The organism is Metamycoplasma subdolum, assembly GCF_033546815.1.
Taxonomy (GTDB): domain Bacteria; phylum Bacillota_I; class Bacilli_A; order Mycoplasmatales; family Metamycoplasmataceae; genus Metamycoplasma; species Metamycoplasma subdolum.
Window position 1 is genome coordinate 564253 of sequence record NZ_CP137846.1, and the last position, 19639, is coordinate 583891.

A 19639-nucleotide genomic window follows, 5' to 3' on the forward strand; every position below is an offset into this window, starting at 1 on the left:
TTTCAATTTTGCTCAATATTAAAGGAATTTTTTGGAAATTTTATCAACATTGAAAGTCTCAAAATTTAAAATTTATTAATGTTTTAGCATATACTCAATTTGGGTAGAATTTGTTGAATTACTGAATAAAAAAAATGCTACTTTATTTTTAAAGCAACATTTAATTTTCAAACTCGATTTTAGGTAACACTCTTTTGATTGGGATAATTTTTTCTAGCACATTATCATCTTCTTCAATCTCATCAAATTTATTGTCTCAAACTGTTCTTGTATTTGAAAACTTATCATTTCAGCCAATACGATTTGTTGAAAAATTTGAAATAACAAATACCACTTGAACAATTAAACCAAATGAAGTTAGGGTTAATGGAATAGCAAAGAAAATTTTTTGTACTAAGTTTAGATCTTCTTTTTTAAATCCAACTTGTGAAATTTTAATAAACGTTTCTGGACTAATTAAAACAACATAAAAACAAATTATGCAAAGTCATAGAAAGCCAAATAACCTTGATCTATCAAATACTGCTTTTGAAAACCTTCGCCTATGTTCAAGATTTAAAACATGTATTTTACAAATTAGCATTCCGATGGATTTTCCTTTTAAAAAAACAGGTAAAACTATTTGATTAATTATTATTAAAATGATTCCAGATGAAAGTCATAAATAATAGAAATATTTAGAAAATCTATATGTACTTTTCTGATAGTCAAATACTAAAAAACTTACAGCTAAAAATATTGACAAAAATATTAAATTGTCAATTATTGTAGCAAGTAATCTAATTCAAGGATTAGCTAATTTATTTTGTTTAACTATCATGTAAAGTTTTTAAGAATCCAATCTCAATTTGAAGGGTTTTGAAAATCTTTGTCGCTTAAAAGTTGAACTTCATTTAGTTTAAAATATCTATTCTTGTTAAGCTCTTCTTTATTTTCTTCTTTGAATGTATTAACTATAGTTAATAGTTGCTTTTTCATTAATTTAACTGATTTATCTTCATTAGTATTTTTCTTGGTTTTAGTTTGACCTAAATATCCTGCGGCAAAATAAGTTAAATGTAATGTTTTTGCAAATAACATCGCTTCTTGAACTTCTACGTTTTCTTGCATAATTATTGGGTCTAAAAATTCTCACTCTTTGCTTATGATTAATGGATTAAATAAAATGATTCTTTCATTTCAATCTTCAATTCAAGTTCTTTTGATTCAAGCGAAAGTTTTAGATTTAAGTAATGGTAAATAATTAAAAATAACTGAATATTGTAAGTTATTAAATCTTGTTTTGATTTCATCAAAAACATCAATAAAGATTGAAGATTTAATTATTTTATTAAATGGATAAGGAGTAACTATTGAATAAGTTTTTACCTCTTTTGATAAATCAACAACAACTTCTTCTTTAAACTTATCTCTAAAAAAGTTATGTTTAACAACTCCTCTGCAATATCCTGAAACTTCAATAAAATCAGGATGTGTTGAGGTATTATTGATGAAATTTTCAAGGTGCATTGTATATTCACTTTTTATATGAAGATATGAGTAAAAAACTTGTGTGTATTCTGTTTTTATATAAGGTGTTGCTTGTTTAATTGCAGTCACAATATTTTGATGAACAGTATTAATAATAATTTTTAAGCGATTAGCAAAAATCTTTTTAAATTTATCAATTGCTTCATAATCTTCGTCACTTGGTTTATCAATAACAATAATGACGTGAAAATTTTGATGTTTTTGTTTTAACAAGTTATAAAGAATTAAATCAAGATTTTTTGTTGGTTTATAAACTGGAACTATGAAAGTCAAAATTGGGTTAGTATAAATTGGATCCATAAATCTCTCCTATTTTACATTTTAATGCTTCCGGCAACTCTTGGGAACGGAATTACATCTCGAATATTTGAAATTCCAGTTACATACATAACTAATCTTTCAAATCCAAGGCCGAACCCGCTTGAACCGACATAGCCAAATCTTCTTAAATCTAAATATCATTGCAATGGTTCTTGATTAATTTTTAATTCAGCAAGTCTTTTTGCAAGTTTGTCATAACTTTCTTCACGTTGAGAACCACCTATTATTTCACCAATTCCTGGGGCTAATAAATCAAAGGCAGCAACAGTTTTTTTATCTTTATTTTGATACATGTAAAAAGCTTTAATTTCTTTTGGGAAGTTTGTAATCGCAACTGGACCTTTTACTATTTTTTCAGCAAGAAATTTTTCATGTTCGCTTGCTAAATCAAGACCGAAGTAAATATTTTGTTCTTCAAATTCTTTTTTGTTTTCTTTAAGAATTTCAATCGCTTTTTTATATTCAAGTATAGTTAAATCCTTTGATAAAAATTTATCAAGAGTATCTAAAAGATTCCCACCTTGAAGTTCATCAAGATATTTAATTTCTGCTGCCTGTTTTTTAATTGTGTTTTTGATAACTGCTTTCAGCATATCGTCTGCTAAATGAATTATTTCTTTTAAATTACAAAATGCAACTTCAGGTTCCATCATTCAGAATTCTGCAAGATGTCTTGAGGTATGAGAATTTTCTGCTCTAAAAGTTGGCGCAAAAGTATAAACTTTTTTAAATACTTGAGCGTATGCTTCTGCGTGCAGTTGACCAGTTACTCCTAAAAATGCTTTTTGTTTGAAGAAAAGGTCTTTACTCCCATCATTTACAATTAAAGTTTCACCAGCCCCTTCGCCATCGTTAGAAGTAATAATTGGAGCTGAAATATTTAAAAAACCTCTTTCTTGAAAGTAATTATGAATTTCTAGCATTAGCCTACTTCTAACTAACATAACTGCTTTGAAAATTGCAGTTTTTGCTCTAAGATGTGGAATTTCTCTTAGAAAATCTAATGTAATTTCTTTCTTTTGAATTGGAAAATCATTATCAGCTAAGTTAATAATTTGAACTTGATCGGCAACAAGTTCAAATGGTTGTTTCGCTTCTGGAGTTAATTTTAAAATACCTTCAATTTTGATTGAAGTTCCTAAATTAATATCATCAATTTTGAATTTTTCATTTGCTTCTTCACCTTTAACAACAACTTGTAAGTTATTAACAGTTGAACCATCGTTCACTACTAAAAAGCGTAGTTTATTATTGCCACGGTTAGAGATTACTCAACCTTCGAAAGCAAATTTTTGGTCATTCTTTAAGTTATCTTGTTTGTCAAATAACTGTTTTACTGTCATAAAACCACCTTTTCTAATTAATTATTTAATTATAAGTTATTTATTAAATTAGTTATTTTTTTTAAATTTTGACAATTAAATATCTTTTAAATATAAAAAATTAATTAATAAAATCTAATATAATAAAATGGAATAAAAATAGGACATTTCGTCCTGATAAAATCACAGAGGGAAATATGAAAATCGGTCAATTAATTAAAGAAAAAAGAGTCAGACTAAATATGACGCAAAAAGAACTAGCGGACGCAATAAAACTTTCAAAATTCGGAGAAAGAACAATAAGGAGATGAGAAAATAATGAAAGCAATCCTAATCAAATTGAATTAGATGCAATTTTAAATTTTCCAGAAGTTTTTCCGTTCCCAAATAACGAATGTGGAAAATATAAAGCAATAGATCTTTTTGCTGGTATCGGCGGAACAAGGCTAGGTTTTTATGAAACTAAATCTGTGAACTTTGTTTTTAGTAGCGAAATAGATAAATTCGCTTCTAAAACATACTATGCAAATTTTGGTGAAAATGTACAAGGAGATATAACCAAAATTGATTCAAAAGATATTCCTAATCATGATATTTTAATTGGCGGTTTTCCTTGCCAAGCATTCAGTTTAGCAGGGAAAAAAATGGGGTTTAATGACACTAGAGGAACATTGTTTTTTGAAATCGCAAGAATATTAAAAGATAAACAACCAAAAGCGTTTTTACTTGAAAATGTTAAGAATTTAAAAATGCACGATGGTGGCAAAACATTCAAGACAATAGAAAACACTTTAAAAGAATTAAATTATTCAGTTTTCTCCGTTATTTTTAGAGCTAGAGATTTTGGTGTGCCACAAAATAGAGAGCGCATTTATATCGTTGGATTAAATAAAACAAAAGTAAAAAACGTTGAGACATTTGAATTCCCAAAAGTACCTTATACAAAGTCAAAAGTTGGAAATATTCTTGAAGAAGTTGTTAATGAAAAATATACAATTTCAAATAACTTGTGAGAAGGACATCAAAGGAGAAAATTAGAGCATAAACAAAAGGGAAATGGATTCGGCTATTCCCTATTCAATGAAAACAGTTTATACACGAACACCATTTCTGCAAGATATTATAAGGACGGTAGTGAAATATTAATTGAACAAAAAAATAAAAATCCAAGAAAATTGACTCCAAGAGAAGCCGCAAGATTGCAGGGGTTTCCTGAAAACTTTATTATTCCTGTAAGTGATATGCAAGCTTACAAACAATTTGGAAATTCAGTTGCTGTTCCAGTTATTTCAAAAATCGCAAATAAGATTGTTAAATTTTTAGATCAAAATAGTTAGTATTCTTCATTAATCATACTATCTCAAAATTCATTTTTTGCTCTTCATTGTTGATATGGTCTACTATTTCCGGTATGCATACCGCTATCAAAATAAACAATTCCTAATTTTACTTTTTCTAATCAAAGATTGTAGTCAATGGGAGGGCCAAAACATATTTTAGTATATTCTCCTTCACTATTTTTCTTGCAAGTAAATCATCCTTGTTTATTAAATTTATCTTCTACTTTATTTTTTAAAGTTTTTTCGTTATATTTAAATTTATAGTTTGCAGGAAATTTTTCACCATATCAAATTGCTAAAATAAGATCTTCTTGTTGCAATTCGCGAGGTACAATTTGTTCTTTTTCAACTCTCATATCTTTGGAAAAAGAATAAACAACAATAATATCTTTATTTTCACAAATTAATAATTTTTGGCCAAAACTGTTAAAATGATTTATCTTAGGGCAAGAAAGTCCAGATCAAGAAAACCTACTTAATTTAGAAATATTTTTCATTCCAAATATTGTAAGAAATTTATCTCTTCGTTTTAAGTTAGTTTGACCTTGAAAAATTTTTTTATATTTTTCATTATTAAATATGTACATATTGGCACTTCAATCACCAAAACTTGTAACGGCTTTCGTATCACTTTTTAATTCATATCCAAGTAAATCAGGTTCATTAACATCATTTGCTTTTAAACCAAATTGTAATTCTAATCAGTGCCCGTATTTGCCATCATGATTTATATTACTTGTTTTTATGTTTGGTTTTTTCCCTTTAACGTTTGAATAAAATAAATTAATTATCTTTTCTTTATCCGTCATCATTCCTCTTTTATTTGAATAAAGTAAAAAAGTTCTCAAACCTGAGAAACTTCATATTACTTAATTATTTTTTGTCCGCCCATATATGGAATTAATACATTTGGAATTGTGATTGAACCATCAGGATTTTGATAATTTTCTAAGATGGCTGCAACAACTCTATCAATTGCTAATCCTGAACCATTGATTGTATAAGCAAGTCTGGTTTTTCCGTTTTCATCACGATATCTAATTTTTGCTCTTCTAGCTTGAAAATCATTGTAAATAGAAATTGAGCTTGTTTCTCTATATTTTTGTTCAGATGGAATTCAAAGTTCTAAATCAACTGTTTTTGCAGACCCAAAACCTAAATCACCAGTTGAAAGCATAAGCTTTCTGTAAGGAATTTCTAAAAGTTCTAAAATGTTTTGAGCATCAGTGACTGTTTTTTGTCACTCTTTTTCACCATCATTTTGATTAACTATTTTAACAAGTTCAACTTTATGGAATTCATGTTGCCTAATTACGCCACGCATGTCTTTTCCGCCGCTGCCTGCTTCAGATCTAAAACATTTTGTATAAGCAACGAATTTTTTAGGCTCTTTCAAATCTAAAATTTCATCATAGTGATAGTTAGTTACAGGAACTTCAGCAGTTGGAATCAATCATAAATCTTCATCTTCAATTTTGAAAAGATCTTCTTTAAATTTTGGAAGTTGGCCAGTTCCGATTAACATTCTAGAATTAACTAAATGTGCAGGCAATATTTCTTTATATCCGTTTTTAGTATGTATGTCAATCATAAAGTTGGCTAATGCTCTAACTAATTTTGCACCATCGTTTTTATAAAGTACAAATCTTGTTTTAGCAAGTTTTACCGCCCTTACAAAATCAATAATATCTAATTTAGTTGCAATGTCATAATGTGCTTCAACACCTTTAACAAGTCCTCTACCTAAATTTTTATTTTCATAAATTACAACATTATCATTTTCATTTTTTCCAACCGGAACTTCTTTATTAGGTAAGTTGGGAACTTGTAAAAGTAAGTTATTAACTTTTGTAATAATTTCATCAGCTTCTTTGTCAACTTCTTCAATTCTTTCTTTAATTTTATTAACTTTGTAAAGTAAAGATTTAATTGGGCGTCCATTTCTTTTTTTAATACCAATGTCTTCAGAAAGTTCATTTCTTTGAGCTTGCAAACTTTCTAAAGTCTGAATAAATTGACTTCTTTCATCAGCAAATTTGATTATTTTTTCAATGATTTGCAAATCAAAATTACGACTTGCAAGCCTTTCTTTGACTTCTTCTTTATTATTAACAATGAATTTTAAATCTAACATAAAAGTCACCCCTTATAAATGCTTAAATATTATAATACAAAATTGTTTTTTAAAGATTGACCTATGTTAATTTTAGAAATTTGCTGGCAAGTAGGTTGAATAAAAATTGAGTTTTTATAAGCCTTCTTCAGCACATTAAAAAACATAAAAAGTGATAAAATTTAAAATAATGAACGCTTCAGATGATTTTATGCCAACTCAATTTCAAAAAACCTTTCGTGCAACCGGTAAATTCGAAAGAATTATTTTTGAACGTAATAATTTTCGTTTAGCAACATTTAGAATTTCAAGTGTACTTGAAAACCCTGAAAATGTTGTTGTAAATTCAAAATGAAAAAGTGTTGTAGTTAATATTGGAAGTGAAGAAGTTGAACTAGGCAAAAATTGCAACGTTTTGTGTGAATGTTTGCCTGATACTCCAAAATATAAAAATAATTACTCTTTAATTGAACTTAATTATGTTCAATTCAATGAAATCACCGCTATTATCAATATTTTAGAAAGTGATGATTTTCCCGAAATTAATAATTTCAAAGCACAAGAATTAACTGAAAAATTTGGTAACAAAATTTTGACAGCCTTAGCTCATTCAACCATTTATAATCCTAAAGATTTTGATCTTTCACCAGATGCATTTAATAAAATAAGAAAATTTTTGCTTCAAAATTGAGATTATATTCAAGAACAACTAAATCTTTTGATTAATTCAACCAAAGCAATTTCTTATGTTCCAATTAGTACACTTTATAAAACTCTTGAAAATTTCTTTGAAACTACTGGCCATACTAGAGTTGAAGTTCAAGAATTTTATAAATACTATCTTAAAAAGGATAGAACGGTTACTGCTGAAAAATTTAAACAAATTTTGATGACTTTGTATAAGCAAGAAAAAATTTTATTTTTCAATAATAAAAAAACAATCACCACTGTTCAATTAAGAGAAGAAGAAACAACAATTTGTGAAAAATTAAAAAGAATAAAAGACAAAAAATATTCAAAGCAATTTGACTATTTCAAAGATTCAAGATTGGACATGAAACAAATTGAAGCAATAAATACAGCACTTCAAGATAATTTAGTAATGATAACTGGGTCACCAGGAACAGGTAAAACTAAAATAACAAACATTATTATTAATGAGCTTTTAACAAAATACTCACCATACTCAATTTTAGTTGTAACTCCAACTGGTAGAGCAACAATTAATATTAATAAAATGAGCGAAATTAAAGCTTCAACAATTCATAGTTTTTTAGAATGAAATCCAGACACAAATGAATTTTATGTCAATGAAAAAAATTCTGTTGCTCGTGAATGTATTATTATTGATGAATTTTCAATGGTTGACACACATCTTTTTTACCATTTACTTCAAGGTTTAAAAACTAACTTCATCGATAAAATAATTTTAGTTGGAGATAAAAATCAACTCCCTGCAATAGGGCCGGGTTACTTAATTCATGACTTTATTGAAAAAAATATTTTCAAAACTATTGAATTAACTAAAATTTATCGTCAAGAAGGAAATAAAGAAATTATTGAAGACGCAATTGAAGTAAATAATGGAAACATCCCAAATTTCCTTGGTAAAAAATCTAGATTTATTGAAGTTGAACAATCTAAACTTTCAAGTCGAATAATTGACGAACTTCAAAAATTATTAAAATTAGGTTACACAAAAAAAGACATCGCAATTCTTTCTCCAATGTATGACTTACCAGCCGGAATTGATAAAATAAACAAAGATTTAGCCGATTTTTGAAGAAAGTATGACAATGAAAAACCAATAACTTGAAAAAGTAAATTTGGTAAAGAATTTAAACTAGCAATTGATGATAAAGTTATTAATTTAGTGAATGATCCTGCTAAAAAAATATTTAACGGTGAGATTGGTTATATTTCAAAATTCACATTTGATAAAGAAACAAAAGAACTCTCTCATATAACAGTTGATTTTGAAAATGAATCCAGTTCGGTTAGTTATAAAATTTGAGACTTTTTCGAAAAAACCTATCCTGCATATTGTACAAGTGTACATAAATATCAGGGGAGCGAATGCAAAGTAGTAATTACAGTTTTATATCAAGAAGCAAAATTTTTATTATCAAAGAAATTAATTTATACCGCAATGACGCGGGCAAAAGATCTTTCAATTGTAATAGGCGAAAAAGCAGCATTAAAAATGGGAATAGAAAATGATGATGATTCGAAAAGAGAGACTTGTATAAAAGAACTTTGAGAAGAATTTAATAAGGAGTAGAGATGAAACTAATAGTAGGTTTAGGAAATCCTGGAAGCGAGTATGAAGATACAAGACATAATGTTGGTTTTATGGTAATTGATGCAATTAGTAAAAAACTAGAAACAGTTTTAAATGAAAAAAAATTTAACGGAATTTACTATAAAGAAAAAGATTTTATTCTTGCAAAACCATTAACTTATATGAATCTAAGCGGAAATTTCGTACGTGAAATTTCTGACTTTTATAAGATTGGTATTGACGATATTATTATAATTTATGATGACATGGATTTACCAGTTGGAAAAGCAACAATAAAACAATCGGGATCTGCTGGTGGACATAATGGAATGAAGAACATTATTGACCAAATGAAAACTCAAGATATTAAGAGAGTAAAACTTGGTATCGGAAGAGCAACAAATGCTATAAATTATGTGTTAGGAAAATTTACGTTTAATGATAAACAAATTATTGATCAGGTAATTGAAAAAGTTAGTGATGCAATCATCTCTTTTATCTATAATGACATTCGTTATGTGATGAATAAATTCAATGGAAGTTTTTAATGATTGAACAGTTAAAAAAAGAGTTTATAAAATTTGAAATTAACCTTGAACAAAGGTTTATTTTAGGAATTTCGGGTGGTCCAGATTCAATGTGTTTACTCAATTTGATGAAAGATCAAAATATTGTAGTCGCACATGTCAATTATATGAAGAGGAAAGACTCTTATATTGATCAAGAAATTGTTGAAAATTACTGTAAAAAATACTCTATTCCTTGCTTTGTAAAAACAATAAATGACTGAAAAAATTACAAAGGAAATTTTCAAACTGTTGCTAGAGAAATTCGCTATGATTATTACCTTGAAATTGCTCAAAAATTTAACTCAAATATTATTCTTTTAGCACATCAAAAAGATGACTTTCTTGAGCAAGCAATTATGCAAGAAAATTCAAAAAGAAACCCATTATTTTTTGGAATAAAACAAATAAATAAAATTAATAATCTTACAATTTTTAGACCGCTAATAAATCTATTTTGAAAAGTTGAAACTGAAGATTATTGTAAAAAAAATGATGTAAAATTTGCTGTTGATTTTACTAACGACTTGCCAATCTACACTCGCAACAAAATTAGATTAGAACTTAAAAATTGAACAGTAAAAAATAAACAAAACAAGTTAGATTTCTTTAAAAATAAAAACTTAGAAAATGAAAAAATTGAAACTCTTCTTTCACAACAATATGAAATTTTTAAGTCTTCAAATTTTGATTTAAAAACTATAGAACATATCGAAAATAAAGAACTTTTTGTTTTTAAATTAATTAATGCAAACTTTCCGCAAGTCAAACTTACGAGCGGAAAAATTAAAAGTTTATGTGATTTTTTATGATCAAAAAATTCAACAAAACAATATAAACTAAACGATAATTATTCCCTAGTAAAAAAGAGAGGTAAACTAATCTTTTAATTAATTATTGTAATAATTTATAATTTATAAACATAACAAACAGAAAGGAAAAGTATGGAAAATAACGAACCTAAAGAAAGGAAAGGATTCAAATTTAAATACATTTGAATTATCATTGCTGTTATCTTTGCTGCTATTTTAATCTATACAATTGTTAATCATTTCTTAACAACAATCACCGCGAATTCAAACATGTGAGAAATTAAACAAGTTATAGAAAAAGCTAAGCAAAGCACTGCTGATGGTTCTTATGTTTTATCAATTGTCCGAGATCCTTATAATAATTTATTAAAAGTTACGGCAAGATTAAATGATGTTGAATGGAATGCAATTAACCCAATGCTCATTCTTGGACAACATGGGTATATAAATTTAACTTTAACTTCATTTGCAGGAGAAGCTGAATACACTTTATTAGTTAATGGAATCCCTAATTTTTGAGATTCATTGAAGGCACCTGCAGGAATGGAACAAGGAATAATTAGTAGTGTTTCAATTCCTAGAGAAGGACTTGGCGAAAAAATAATTAGAGTTATCTCGTTTATGGCACCAATTATTATTGGTTTACTATTTATATATCTATTATTTTTCAGACACTCACCATTTGGAGCAGCAGGTCTTGGACTTGACAACAAATCACTTGCTCAAAAAATTAAAACAAATACTACTTTTGATGATGTTGCAGGTAATGAAGAAGTCAAAGAAGAAATTAAAGAACTTGTTGATTATCTAAAAAATCCTAAAAAATATCAAGCCGCAGGAGCAAGAATTCCAAAAGGAATTTTACTTGGCGGTCCCCCAGGAACAGGTAAAACTTTATTAGCAAAAGCAACTGCCGGAGAAGCAAATGTACCTTTCTTCTTTATATCAGCCTCAAACTTTGTTGAAATGTTTGTTGGACTTGGTGCAAAAAGAGTTAGAGATATGTTTGCTGATGCACGAAAAAATGCACCCGCTATTATATTTATTGATGAGCTAGATGCTGTTGGTCGTTCAAGAGGTGCAGGTATTGGTGGTGGAAACGACGAGCGTGAACAAACACTAAACCAAATCCTAGTTGAAATGGATGGAATTAAAGAAAACTCAGGAATTTTAATAATTGCAGCAACAAACAGAACTGACGTTTTAGATCCAGCCTTAACAAGACCAGGCCGTTTCGACAGAATTATTACTGTTGGTCTTCCTGATGTTAAAGAAAGGGAATCAATTCTAAAACTACATGCAAAAGGTAAAAGAATAAGTCCAAATGTAAACTTTGCGTTAGTTGCCAGAAGAACTCCTGGTTTTTCAGGTGCTCAACTTGAAAACGTAATTAATGAAGCATCTTTACTTTCTGTTCGTGAAAGAACAAATGTAATTACTCTTGATCAAATTGATGAAGCAATTGATAGAGTAATTGCCGGTCCTGCTAAAAAATCAAGAACTATTTCCGAAAAAGAAAACATTGCTGTTGCTTATCACGAAGCAGGACACGCCGTTGTTGGTCTTAAATTAAAAGGCGGAAATAAAGTTCAAAAAATTACTATTATCCCTAGAGGTCAAGCAGGCGGTTACAACTTAATGATGCCTGAAGAAGAAAAATACAATCACACTAAATCTGAACTTATCGCAATGATTACTTCATTTATGGGTGGCCGTTGTGCTGAAGCTATTATCTATGGCGAGAATAATATCTCAACCGGTGCAAGTGATGATATTGCTAAAGCAACAAGAATTGCAAGAAGAATGGTAACAGAATGGGGTATGTCGGCACTTGGTCCAATCAAATATGAAGAAGACGCATCAACTCCTTTCTTGGGAAGAGATTACATGAAAAACTCTTCATTCAGTAACAAAATCGGTCAAGAAATAGATCTTGAAATCAGAAAAATTATTATTTCATCACAAATTACAGCAACTAAAATAATTAAAGAAAATCTTCAACTTTTAGAATTAATTAAACAAGCTTTAATTATTAAAGAAACTATTGTTGCTGAAGATATTGAATATATTGAAAAAAATTTAAAACTTCCTGAAGATATTGCCAAAACTAAAGAAGAATTAAAGGGCGAATACTCAACAATGGATTTTGACAAACTATTCAGCGAAGTAACTTCTGATAAAAGCAAAGAAGATTCAGCGGTTAATACTTGAATTGATGAATTAAAAGCAATTGAAGAAACAAAAGCTGAAATTGAAAAAGATAAAAGATTTACTCAAAAATCAGAATCTGAATCAAAATCACAAACTAAAAAAGATAATAAAACTGAAAAGAAAATTTCAAAAAGAAAATCAAATAAAAAAGAAGACAAATAACTCCAAACAAAAAGAAATGTAAGTTTTATCTTACATTTTTTTGCTCAAAAACACAGCTATTTTTCAATTTAGTTATAATCTTAATATTAGCAAGGAGGAACTATGATAAAACTTTTTACTAGCGAATCAGTCGGTGCAGGTCACCCTGATAAAATCTGTGACCAAATCAGCGACGCAGTACTTGATGAAATCCTAAAACACGACAAAAACGCAAGAGTTGCTTGTGATGTTTTAGTTAATAATAAATTCATTTATATCGGCGGTCAAATCACAACAAAATCATATTGTGATACAGTAAAATGTGCTTGAAAAATTTTAAAACCTTTAGGTTACAGTGAAAATGATTTTGAAGTTCAATCAGGGATAATTGGACAAAGTGCTGATATTGCACTTGGTGTAAATGAAACTCAAAACAAAGAACTTGGAGCTGGTGATCAAGGCACAGTTTTTGGTTTCGCAACTAATGAAAACAAGTATTTTTTACCTTGACCATTAGTACTTTCACATGAACTTGTTAAAAGAGCTGAAGAACTTAGAAGATCTAAAAAATTCAAATGAGCTAAAAGCGATATGAAAAGTCAAGTAACTGTAGAATTTGACAGCGAAAATGGCCACGTTGAAGTTAAAAAAGTTTTAATGTCAATTCAACATGATGACAACTTTGATGAAACTCAATTTAAAAAGTTTATTGAAAAAGAAATCATTGATCATGTTATTTTATCTCACGGATTTTCTAAAACTTATGAAATACTAATTAACCCAACTGGTCGTTTTGTAGTCGGAGGCCCTGAGGGTGATACAGGATTAACTGGAAGAAAAATTATTGTCGATACTTATGGCGGTTTTGCCAGACATGGCGGTGGTGCTTTTTCAGGAAAAGACGCAACAAAAATCGATCGCTCAGCCGCTTATATGGCACGTTATATTGCTAAAAATTTAGTCGCTGCAGGAGTAAGCAAAAAGTTTGAAATTCAACTCGCTTATGCAATTGGTTTACCTAGACCTCAAAGTATTTATATTGATACATTTGGTGACAAAACTTACTCTGAAGAAAAGATCATTTCTATTATTAAAAAAGTATTTGATTTAAGTGTTGAAGGCATTATAAAAACTTTAAATTTAAAAGAAATAAAATATCTGCCACTCGCAACTTTCGGACACTTCGGAAGAGATGACTTGGATCTTCCTTGAGAAAAGCTTGACAAAGTCCAAGAAATTAAAACATTACTAAAATAATTTAAAGGGGCTCAAGGCTCTTTTTTTATGTTATTATCTACCTCTTTTTTGTTGTTTTATTGACAACATAAAAATCTAATTTTCTTCTTTATTCAAGATTGAAATTCAAAAATAGACATAATTTACAAACCTTATTATTATATTTAATTAAACTAACATATGAGCAACTCAACCAAACTCGTAACTATTTAATAATAAAGATATTTAAAATATTTTAATTATTCTATAATTATTCTATGATAATTAACGATACTATTGCTGCTATATCTTCAGGTAACATAAATCAAGCTATTTCTATTATTAGAATATCAGGACCTGATGCTGTTGAAATAATTAAAAAAATTTATAACGGAAAAATTGGTGAAGATAAAACTATCACTTATGGTCAAATTATTGATAATATTTCAGGAAAAGCAATTGATGAAGTTTTAGTCAATTTCTTCATAGGCACAAAGAATTATGTTGGAGAAGATACTATTGAAATTAATGCTCATGGTGGCATAGTCGTAACTAACAAAATTCTAGATTTAATTCTTGCAAACGGAGCAAGACTTGCTGAACGTGGTGAGTTTACTAAAAGAGCTTTTTTAAACGGAAGATTAACACTTGAAAAAGCCGAAGCTATTAATGGTCTTATTCACGCTAAAACAAATATTCAAGCCGAAATTGCTATTTCACAATTTGATTCGCATGATCAAGAAGTTATTCAAGATTTAGAAAATCAAATGCTTGCAATTATGGCAACAATTGAAACTAACATTGATTATTCAGAGTATTATGACATACCCCAAATTGATAATAAAAAACTTCAAAAAGAAGTTGAAATTTTCATTGAAAAATTAGATGAAATTATTAAAAAAAGTGAACTCGCACAGGATATTTATCAAGGTATCAAAGTTGCTATTGTTGGAAAACCAAATGTTGGAAAGTCTTCACTTCTAAATGCATTGTTAGATAAACCAAAAGCAATAGTTACAAATATTGCTGGAACAACTAGAGATGTAATTGAAGCTGAATTTACATTAAATGGTCTTTTATTTCAATTAGTTGACACAGCTGGAATTAGAAAAACAAAAGAAAGAATTGAAAACATTGGAATAAAAAGAACTAAACAAGCAATAAAGGAAGCTAAAATTATTATTCATTTACGCACAGCAAAAGAAAAAGAAGATGAAGAATATAGATTAATTAAAAAACTCGCTAAAAACAAGGTTTATTTAAGCGTTATAAGCAAAATTGATTTAGTTAAAGATAGAACTAAATTCAAAGACATAATAATTAGTGCCAAAAAAGGTTATTTATGAGAACTTCGTTCAGCATTGGTTGATGCTTATAGCAAGGTTGATCTTGATGATAAGAAAATTATTTATAACGAACGTCAATTGTCACTTTTAAAAAAATGTAGACTTAATTTAGAAGAGGCAAGTAAAGGACTTAAAAAAGATTTTGGTCCCGAAGTTGTTATTGTAGATTTAACAAAAGCGTGAGAAAATTTAAGAGAAATCTTAAATAAAGAACACGACAATGAAGCATTGCTTGATAAAATATTTAGTAAGTTCTGTTTAGGAAAGTAGTTATGGGACGCATTAAAGAAGGACAAATACTACTTGAGCAACACGCTCAAGATTATAGTTATGAAGGTTATGGAGTAATAAGGGTTGAAAAATATCCGATTTTTGTTGAAAATATGCTCGCAACAGAAATTGCTGATATTAAAATCGTTAAATCCACATCCCAATTTGCTTTTGCCCAAGTAATTAAATTTCACAAAGTAAGTAAACATAGAATTCTAGTTGATAATATTAACCTTTTGAAATCAGGTGCAGCACCGCTTATGATAGTAAATTACAATAAACAACTTGAATTCAAACAAAAGATTATTGAAAGTTTATTTAAAAGAAATTTGCCTTCTGTAGTTAAGATTAATAAAATTGTTAAAAGTCCATTAATGTGACATTATCGAAATAAAATTTCTTTGCATGTTAATTATGAAAATGTTCCAGCAAAACTTGGAATATTTGTTAAAAACTCACACGAACTAGTTCCTCAAACTAGTTTTGATTTAGGTTATGAAGAAATTGATAAAATAGCAAAAAAATTAATCAATGTAATTCGTGATTTTTCATCTCAAGAAGAAAACAATTTTGTTAAAAATATTAAACTTCATGAAGTGACGATTAAATATTCACAAAGTAGTAAAGAAGGACAAATAATTTTCAAATGTTTGGAAAATAAAAGAATTCCTGATGAATTTGTTAATGCAATTTTAAAAGAAATGCCAAACATTGTTTTAACTCAAAATGTTACATCAAAAGATAAATTAAGAATTTATAAAACTTATAAATTAACTAAGAATCAAAAAGTTGAATTTAGAATTAAAGATTTAAGATTTAGAGTTTCAGCAAATGCTTTTTATCAAATTAACGAACAACAAATTGCACAAATTTATGAATATATTAGTAACAATCTAGAACTCAACGGAACTGAATGTCTTGCTGATCTTTATGCTGGCGTTGGAACTATTGGTATGTATTTATCAAACAAAGTTAAAAAAGTCGTTTGTGTTGAATTAAATCGTCAAGCAACTATTGATGGAGATATAAATTCAAGATTAAACAATTTAACAAACACAAGCTTTTATAAAAGTGATGTTTTGAAATTTATTGATAGAGTAGGTTTTAAAGATAGTATTGATGTTGCTGTTATTGATCCACCAAGAGGCGGTCTTCATCCAAATATTATTTTCAGTATGGCAAATAAAAAGATTTCAAAAATCGTTTACTTAAGTTGTAATCCAAGAACTCTTGTCCGTGATTTAAAACTATTTGCTGACCGCGATTATCAAATCAAACTCGTTCAACCATTTGACATGTTTCCTCAAACTTATCACATTGAAACTTTAGTCATTTTAGAACGTCAATTTTATGACAAAGAAAATTAAAGGAGAATTATGGGTTTTTGAGCTAAATTAAAAGAAAAATTATTTGGAACTCCAGAGCAAAGACTTGCCAGAAAACAAGCTAAGCTTGAGAAAAAAGAAGCTAAAAAAAGACAAGCAGAGCTTGAGAAGAAAAATAAACTTGACAGTTATATAGCTGGTCTTTCAAAGTCAAATAATTCATTTACTGAATCAATTAAATCACTTTGAAATAGACACAACAAAATTGATGAAGAATTCTTCGAAGAACTTGAAGAAATTTTAATCATGTCAGATATTAGCATTAAGCTTGTTCAAATAATTGTTGATGAATGTAAAAAAGAAGTCAAGAATGAAAACATTGAAGATCCTAAGTTAATATCAGAAATTATTGCTGATAAACTTTTCACAATTTATGCATCAAACTCAATTGTAGATACCACTCTTAATATTGAAGATGGAAGATTAAATGTTATTTTGGTTGTTGGAGTTAATGGTGGTGGGAAGACAACTTCTATTTCAAAAATTGCTAAAAAATTGATTGATGAAGGTAAGAAAGTTATTATTGCGGCAGCTGATACTTTTAGAGCAGCAGCGGTTGAACAACTTGAAATTTGAGCAGCAAGAGCTGGTGCAAATATTGTTAAACCTCATGAGAAAGAAACTGATCCAGCAAGTGTTGTTTATAAAGCAATAGATATTGCAAAAGAAGAGAACTACGATGTGCTAATTATTGATACTGCCGGAAGGTTGCAAAACAAAGTAAATTTAATGAATGAGTTAAATAAAATTAATAAAATTTTAGCTTCAAAAGTTGAAGGTGCACCACACGAAAGTTTGCTTGTTTTAGATGCAACAACTGGTCAAAATGGAGTTATTCAAGCAAAAACTTTTAAAGAAGTTACACCACTTACTGGAATCGTTTTAACCAAGATGGATGGAACAAGCAAAGGCGGAATTGTCCTTACTATAAAGGATGAAATTGGAATTAGCGTTAAGTTTATTGGACTTGGTGAAAAGCTAAATGATCTTGCTGAATTTGACTTAGATTCATACATATATGGTCTAATGAAAGGGCTTAACGAATAATGGAAAGTTTTGAAGAAAGAAAAAAATACATTGAGCTTTATGAAAAGTATAAAGACTTGCTTGCACAATCACAAAAGCAAGCATTGTATTTACAACTCTTTGAAGATCTTTCAATCAGTGAAATAAGTGAAGAACTAGCAATGACTAGATCTGGCGTTTTTGATGCTTTAAAAAAAGGGAAAAAGAAGCTTTTAGATATTGAAAATAAAATAAACAAAAATGAAAAATAAACTTTGTTTATCTAACTTTTTCTTAAAAAAGCAGGCTTTTAAACCTAAAAAGTTATAAAATAAAAGCACTATAGATTAGGAAAAAGGAGAAAAATGAAATATAAAAGAGTACTAATCAAACTTTCGGGTGAAGGGTTAGCCAACAAAGTAAAAAGTCTAGCAATAGATTATGAACTTGTTGAAAAATTTGCTCTTCAACTGCAAAAGATAGTTAAGGCTGGGATTGAAGTTGCAATCGTTGTTGGGGGCGGAAACTTTTGAAGAGGAACATCTGCCGCTAAAAATGGTATTCCAAGAGTTAGAGCTGACTATATCGGAATGCTAGCAACCACAATGAATGCCTTAGCTCTACAATCTGGTTTTGAAGCTAAAAAATTAAAATGTCGTGTGCTTTCATCATTAACAATGGATCCAAAAGTTTGTGAAGTTTATGTTAATGAAAAAGCAAGCAAATATATGTCAGATGGTGAAATTGTTATTTTTGCCGGAGGGACAGGAAGAGCTTATTTTACAACTGATACTGCTGCAACTTTATTTGCAAGTGAAGTTGATTGTCAAGCAATTTTAATGGGTAAAAACAATACTAATGGTGTTTATGATGATGACCCTAAAACTAATAGAAATGCTAAAAAATATGACACAATTACTTATGATGAAATTCTAAAAAAGAATTTAAAAATCATGGATCAAACCGCAGTTTCAATGGCTCGCGACAATGGACTTGATGTTATTGTTTTTGATATCAATGAAGAAAATGCTCTATTTCGTGCAATAAATGGTGACATTCCATGTACAATAATTAAGAAATAGGAGATTTATGGATTTAGATTTATATATTTTAGAGCTTAATGAAGCTACTAACAAAACCCTAGAAAACTATGAAAATCAATTAACTAAAGTTGTGGTTGGAAGAGCAAATCCAAACTTAGTTAATAAAATTAAAATTGAATATTATGACTCATTTGTTAACTTAGAAGAAATTGCATCCATTCAAATTGCATCAGCGTTGCAACTAATTGTTAAACCTTATGATGTTGCAGTTATTAAGGACATCGAAAAAGCGATCATGAATTACAAATTGAACGTAACAATTGCCAATGAAGGACATCAATTAAGATTAACCTATCCAATGATGACTACTGAAAAAAGAAAAGAAATGGTTAAACAATTAAGCGTTATCACTGAACAAGCTAAAGTTGGAATTAGACAAGCAAGACAAGACGTTAATAAAAAGATTAAGAGTGATGAAAATTTATCAGAAGATTTACAAAAACAATATTTAGACATTATTCAAAAACATATTGATGAAACAATAGAAAAAATTCTTAAAATTCAAGAAGTTAAAGAAAAAGATTTAATGACCATCTAAAAAAAGATCAAAATGTGCCTACTAAGGCATATTTTTATTTTTTAGTCTTCAAAAAATAAATTTTTAATAAATAAAACAAAATAAAAAGCAGAGTCTATAATACTAATAGTATGTTAAATAATACAGTTAAAAGAGCCAAA

The 19639-nt window shown here is 28.4% G+C and carries 17 protein-coding genes; 12 read left to right on the forward strand and 5 right to left on the reverse strand.

Going from position 1 to position 19639, the window contains the following annotated elements; translation table 4 throughout:
* Positions 1-160: 160 nt before the first annotated feature.
* Genes R9C05_RS02540 through asnS form a run of 3 tightly spaced genes read right to left on the reverse strand, consistent with a single transcriptional unit; the run spans position 161 to position 3194 of the window.
* Positions 161-820, reverse strand: coding sequence for an RDD family protein (locus R9C05_RS02540; RefSeq protein ID WP_121940833.1), 660 nt, complete (start codon positions 818-820; stop codon positions 161-163).
* Positions 814-1830 carry a glycosyltransferase gene (locus tag R9C05_RS02545; protein ID WP_121940834.1) on the reverse strand — a complete coding sequence of 339 codons (1017 nt, stop codon included), beginning with the start codon at positions 1828-1830 and terminating at the stop codon, positions 814-816. The genes R9C05_RS02540 and R9C05_RS02545 overlap by 7 nt, the downstream gene beginning before the upstream one ends.
* A gap of 14 nt (positions 1831-1844) precedes the next feature.
* On the reverse strand, positions 1845-3194 hold the full coding sequence (gene asnS / locus R9C05_RS02550; protein WP_121940835.1) for an asparagine--tRNA ligase: 1350 nt from the start codon (positions 3192-3194) through the stop codon (positions 1845-1847).
* Positions 3195-3370: 176 nt separating this feature from the next.
* On the opposite strand from asnS, the gene dcm reads away from it, so the two are divergent.
* Positions 3371-4510, forward strand: coding sequence for a DNA (cytosine-5-)-methyltransferase (gene dcm, locus R9C05_RS02555; protein WP_277870185.1), 1140 nt, complete (start codon positions 3371-3373; stop codon positions 4508-4510).
* Here dcm and R9C05_RS02560 read toward each other — a convergent pair.
* Together R9C05_RS02560 and serS are read right to left on the reverse strand one after the other, a co-directional pair.
* Positions 4507-5325: an LlaMI family restriction endonuclease gene (locus tag R9C05_RS02560; protein WP_318613912.1), complete on the reverse strand. Its 819-nt coding sequence runs from the start codon at positions 5323-5325 to the stop codon at positions 4507-4509. The genes dcm and R9C05_RS02560 overlap by 4 nt on opposite strands.
* 53 nt (positions 5326-5378) lie before the next feature.
* On the reverse strand, positions 5379-6647 hold the full coding sequence (gene serS, locus R9C05_RS02565; RefSeq protein WP_121940837.1) for a serine--tRNA ligase: 1269 nt from the start codon (positions 6645-6647) through the stop codon (positions 5379-5381).
* A gap of 169 nt (positions 6648-6816) precedes the next feature.
* Here serS and R9C05_RS02570 point away from each other — a divergent pair, with 169 nt between their 5' ends.
* The 11 genes from R9C05_RS02570 to R9C05_RS02620 all read left to right on the forward strand — a co-directional run bounded on the left by R9C05_RS02570 (position 6817) and on the right by R9C05_RS02620 (position 19499).
* Positions 6817-8907: an ATP-dependent DNA helicase gene (locus R9C05_RS02570; RefSeq protein WP_121940838.1), complete on the forward strand. Its 2091-nt coding sequence runs from the start codon at positions 6817-6819 to the stop codon at positions 8905-8907.
* A 2-nt stretch (positions 8908-8909) separates the two neighbouring features.
* Positions 8910-9455 (forward strand): aminoacyl-tRNA hydrolase, encoded by a 546-nt coding sequence (pth, locus tag R9C05_RS02575; protein WP_121940839.1) that lies wholly within the window; start codon positions 8910-8912, stop codon positions 9453-9455.
* Positions 9455-10363 (forward strand): tRNA lysidine(34) synthetase TilS, encoded by a 909-nt coding sequence (gene tilS, locus R9C05_RS02580; RefSeq protein WP_121940840.1) that lies wholly within the window; start codon positions 9455-9457, stop codon positions 10361-10363. Before pth ends, tilS begins: the two co-directional genes overlap by 1 nt.
* Positions 10364-10417: 54 nt before the next feature.
* The gene (gene ftsH, locus R9C05_RS02585; protein WP_121940841.1) at positions 10418-12658 is read left to right on the forward strand and encodes an ATP-dependent zinc metalloprotease FtsH; all 2241 of its coding nucleotides are present in this window, start codon (positions 10418-10420) and stop codon (positions 12656-12658) included.
* Between the two features lie 102 nt (positions 12659-12760).
* Positions 12761-13894 (forward strand): methionine adenosyltransferase, encoded by a 1134-nt coding sequence (gene metK, locus R9C05_RS02590; protein WP_121940842.1) that lies wholly within the window; start codon positions 12761-12763, stop codon positions 13892-13894.
* 236 nt (positions 13895-14130) lie between these two features.
* Positions 14131-15468: a tRNA uridine-5-carboxymethylaminomethyl(34) synthesis GTPase MnmE gene (mnmE, locus tag R9C05_RS02595; protein ID WP_121940843.1), complete on the forward strand. Its 1338-nt coding sequence runs from the start codon at positions 14131-14133 to the stop codon at positions 15466-15468.
* Positions 15469-15470: 2 nt separating this feature from the next.
* Positions 15471-16835, forward strand: coding sequence for a 23S rRNA (uracil(1939)-C(5))-methyltransferase RlmD (gene rlmD, locus R9C05_RS02600; protein ID WP_121940844.1), 1365 nt, complete (start codon positions 15471-15473; stop codon positions 16833-16835).
* Positions 16836-16844: 9 nt separating this feature from the next.
* Entirely contained in the window at positions 16845-17900 is a 1056-nt protein-coding gene (gene ftsY / locus R9C05_RS02605; RefSeq protein ID WP_121940845.1) for a signal recognition particle-docking protein FtsY, read from the forward strand.
* Positions 17900-18130, forward strand: a complete 231-nt coding sequence (locus tag R9C05_RS02610; RefSeq protein WP_121940846.1) for a sigma factor-like helix-turn-helix DNA-binding protein — start codon at positions 17900-17902, stop codon at positions 18128-18130. The genes ftsY and R9C05_RS02610 overlap by 1 nt, the downstream gene beginning before the upstream one ends.
* A gap of 93 nt (positions 18131-18223) precedes the next feature.
* Positions 18224-18940 (forward strand): UMP kinase, encoded by a 717-nt coding sequence (gene pyrH / locus R9C05_RS02615; RefSeq protein ID WP_121940847.1) that lies wholly within the window; start codon positions 18224-18226, stop codon positions 18938-18940.
* Between the two features lie 7 nt (positions 18941-18947).
* A complete protein-coding gene (locus tag R9C05_RS02620) occupies positions 18948-19499 on the forward strand; it encodes a ribosome-recycling factor (protein ID WP_121940848.1) in 552 nt (183 codons plus the stop codon).
* Positions 19500-19639: the final 140 nt, after the last annotated feature.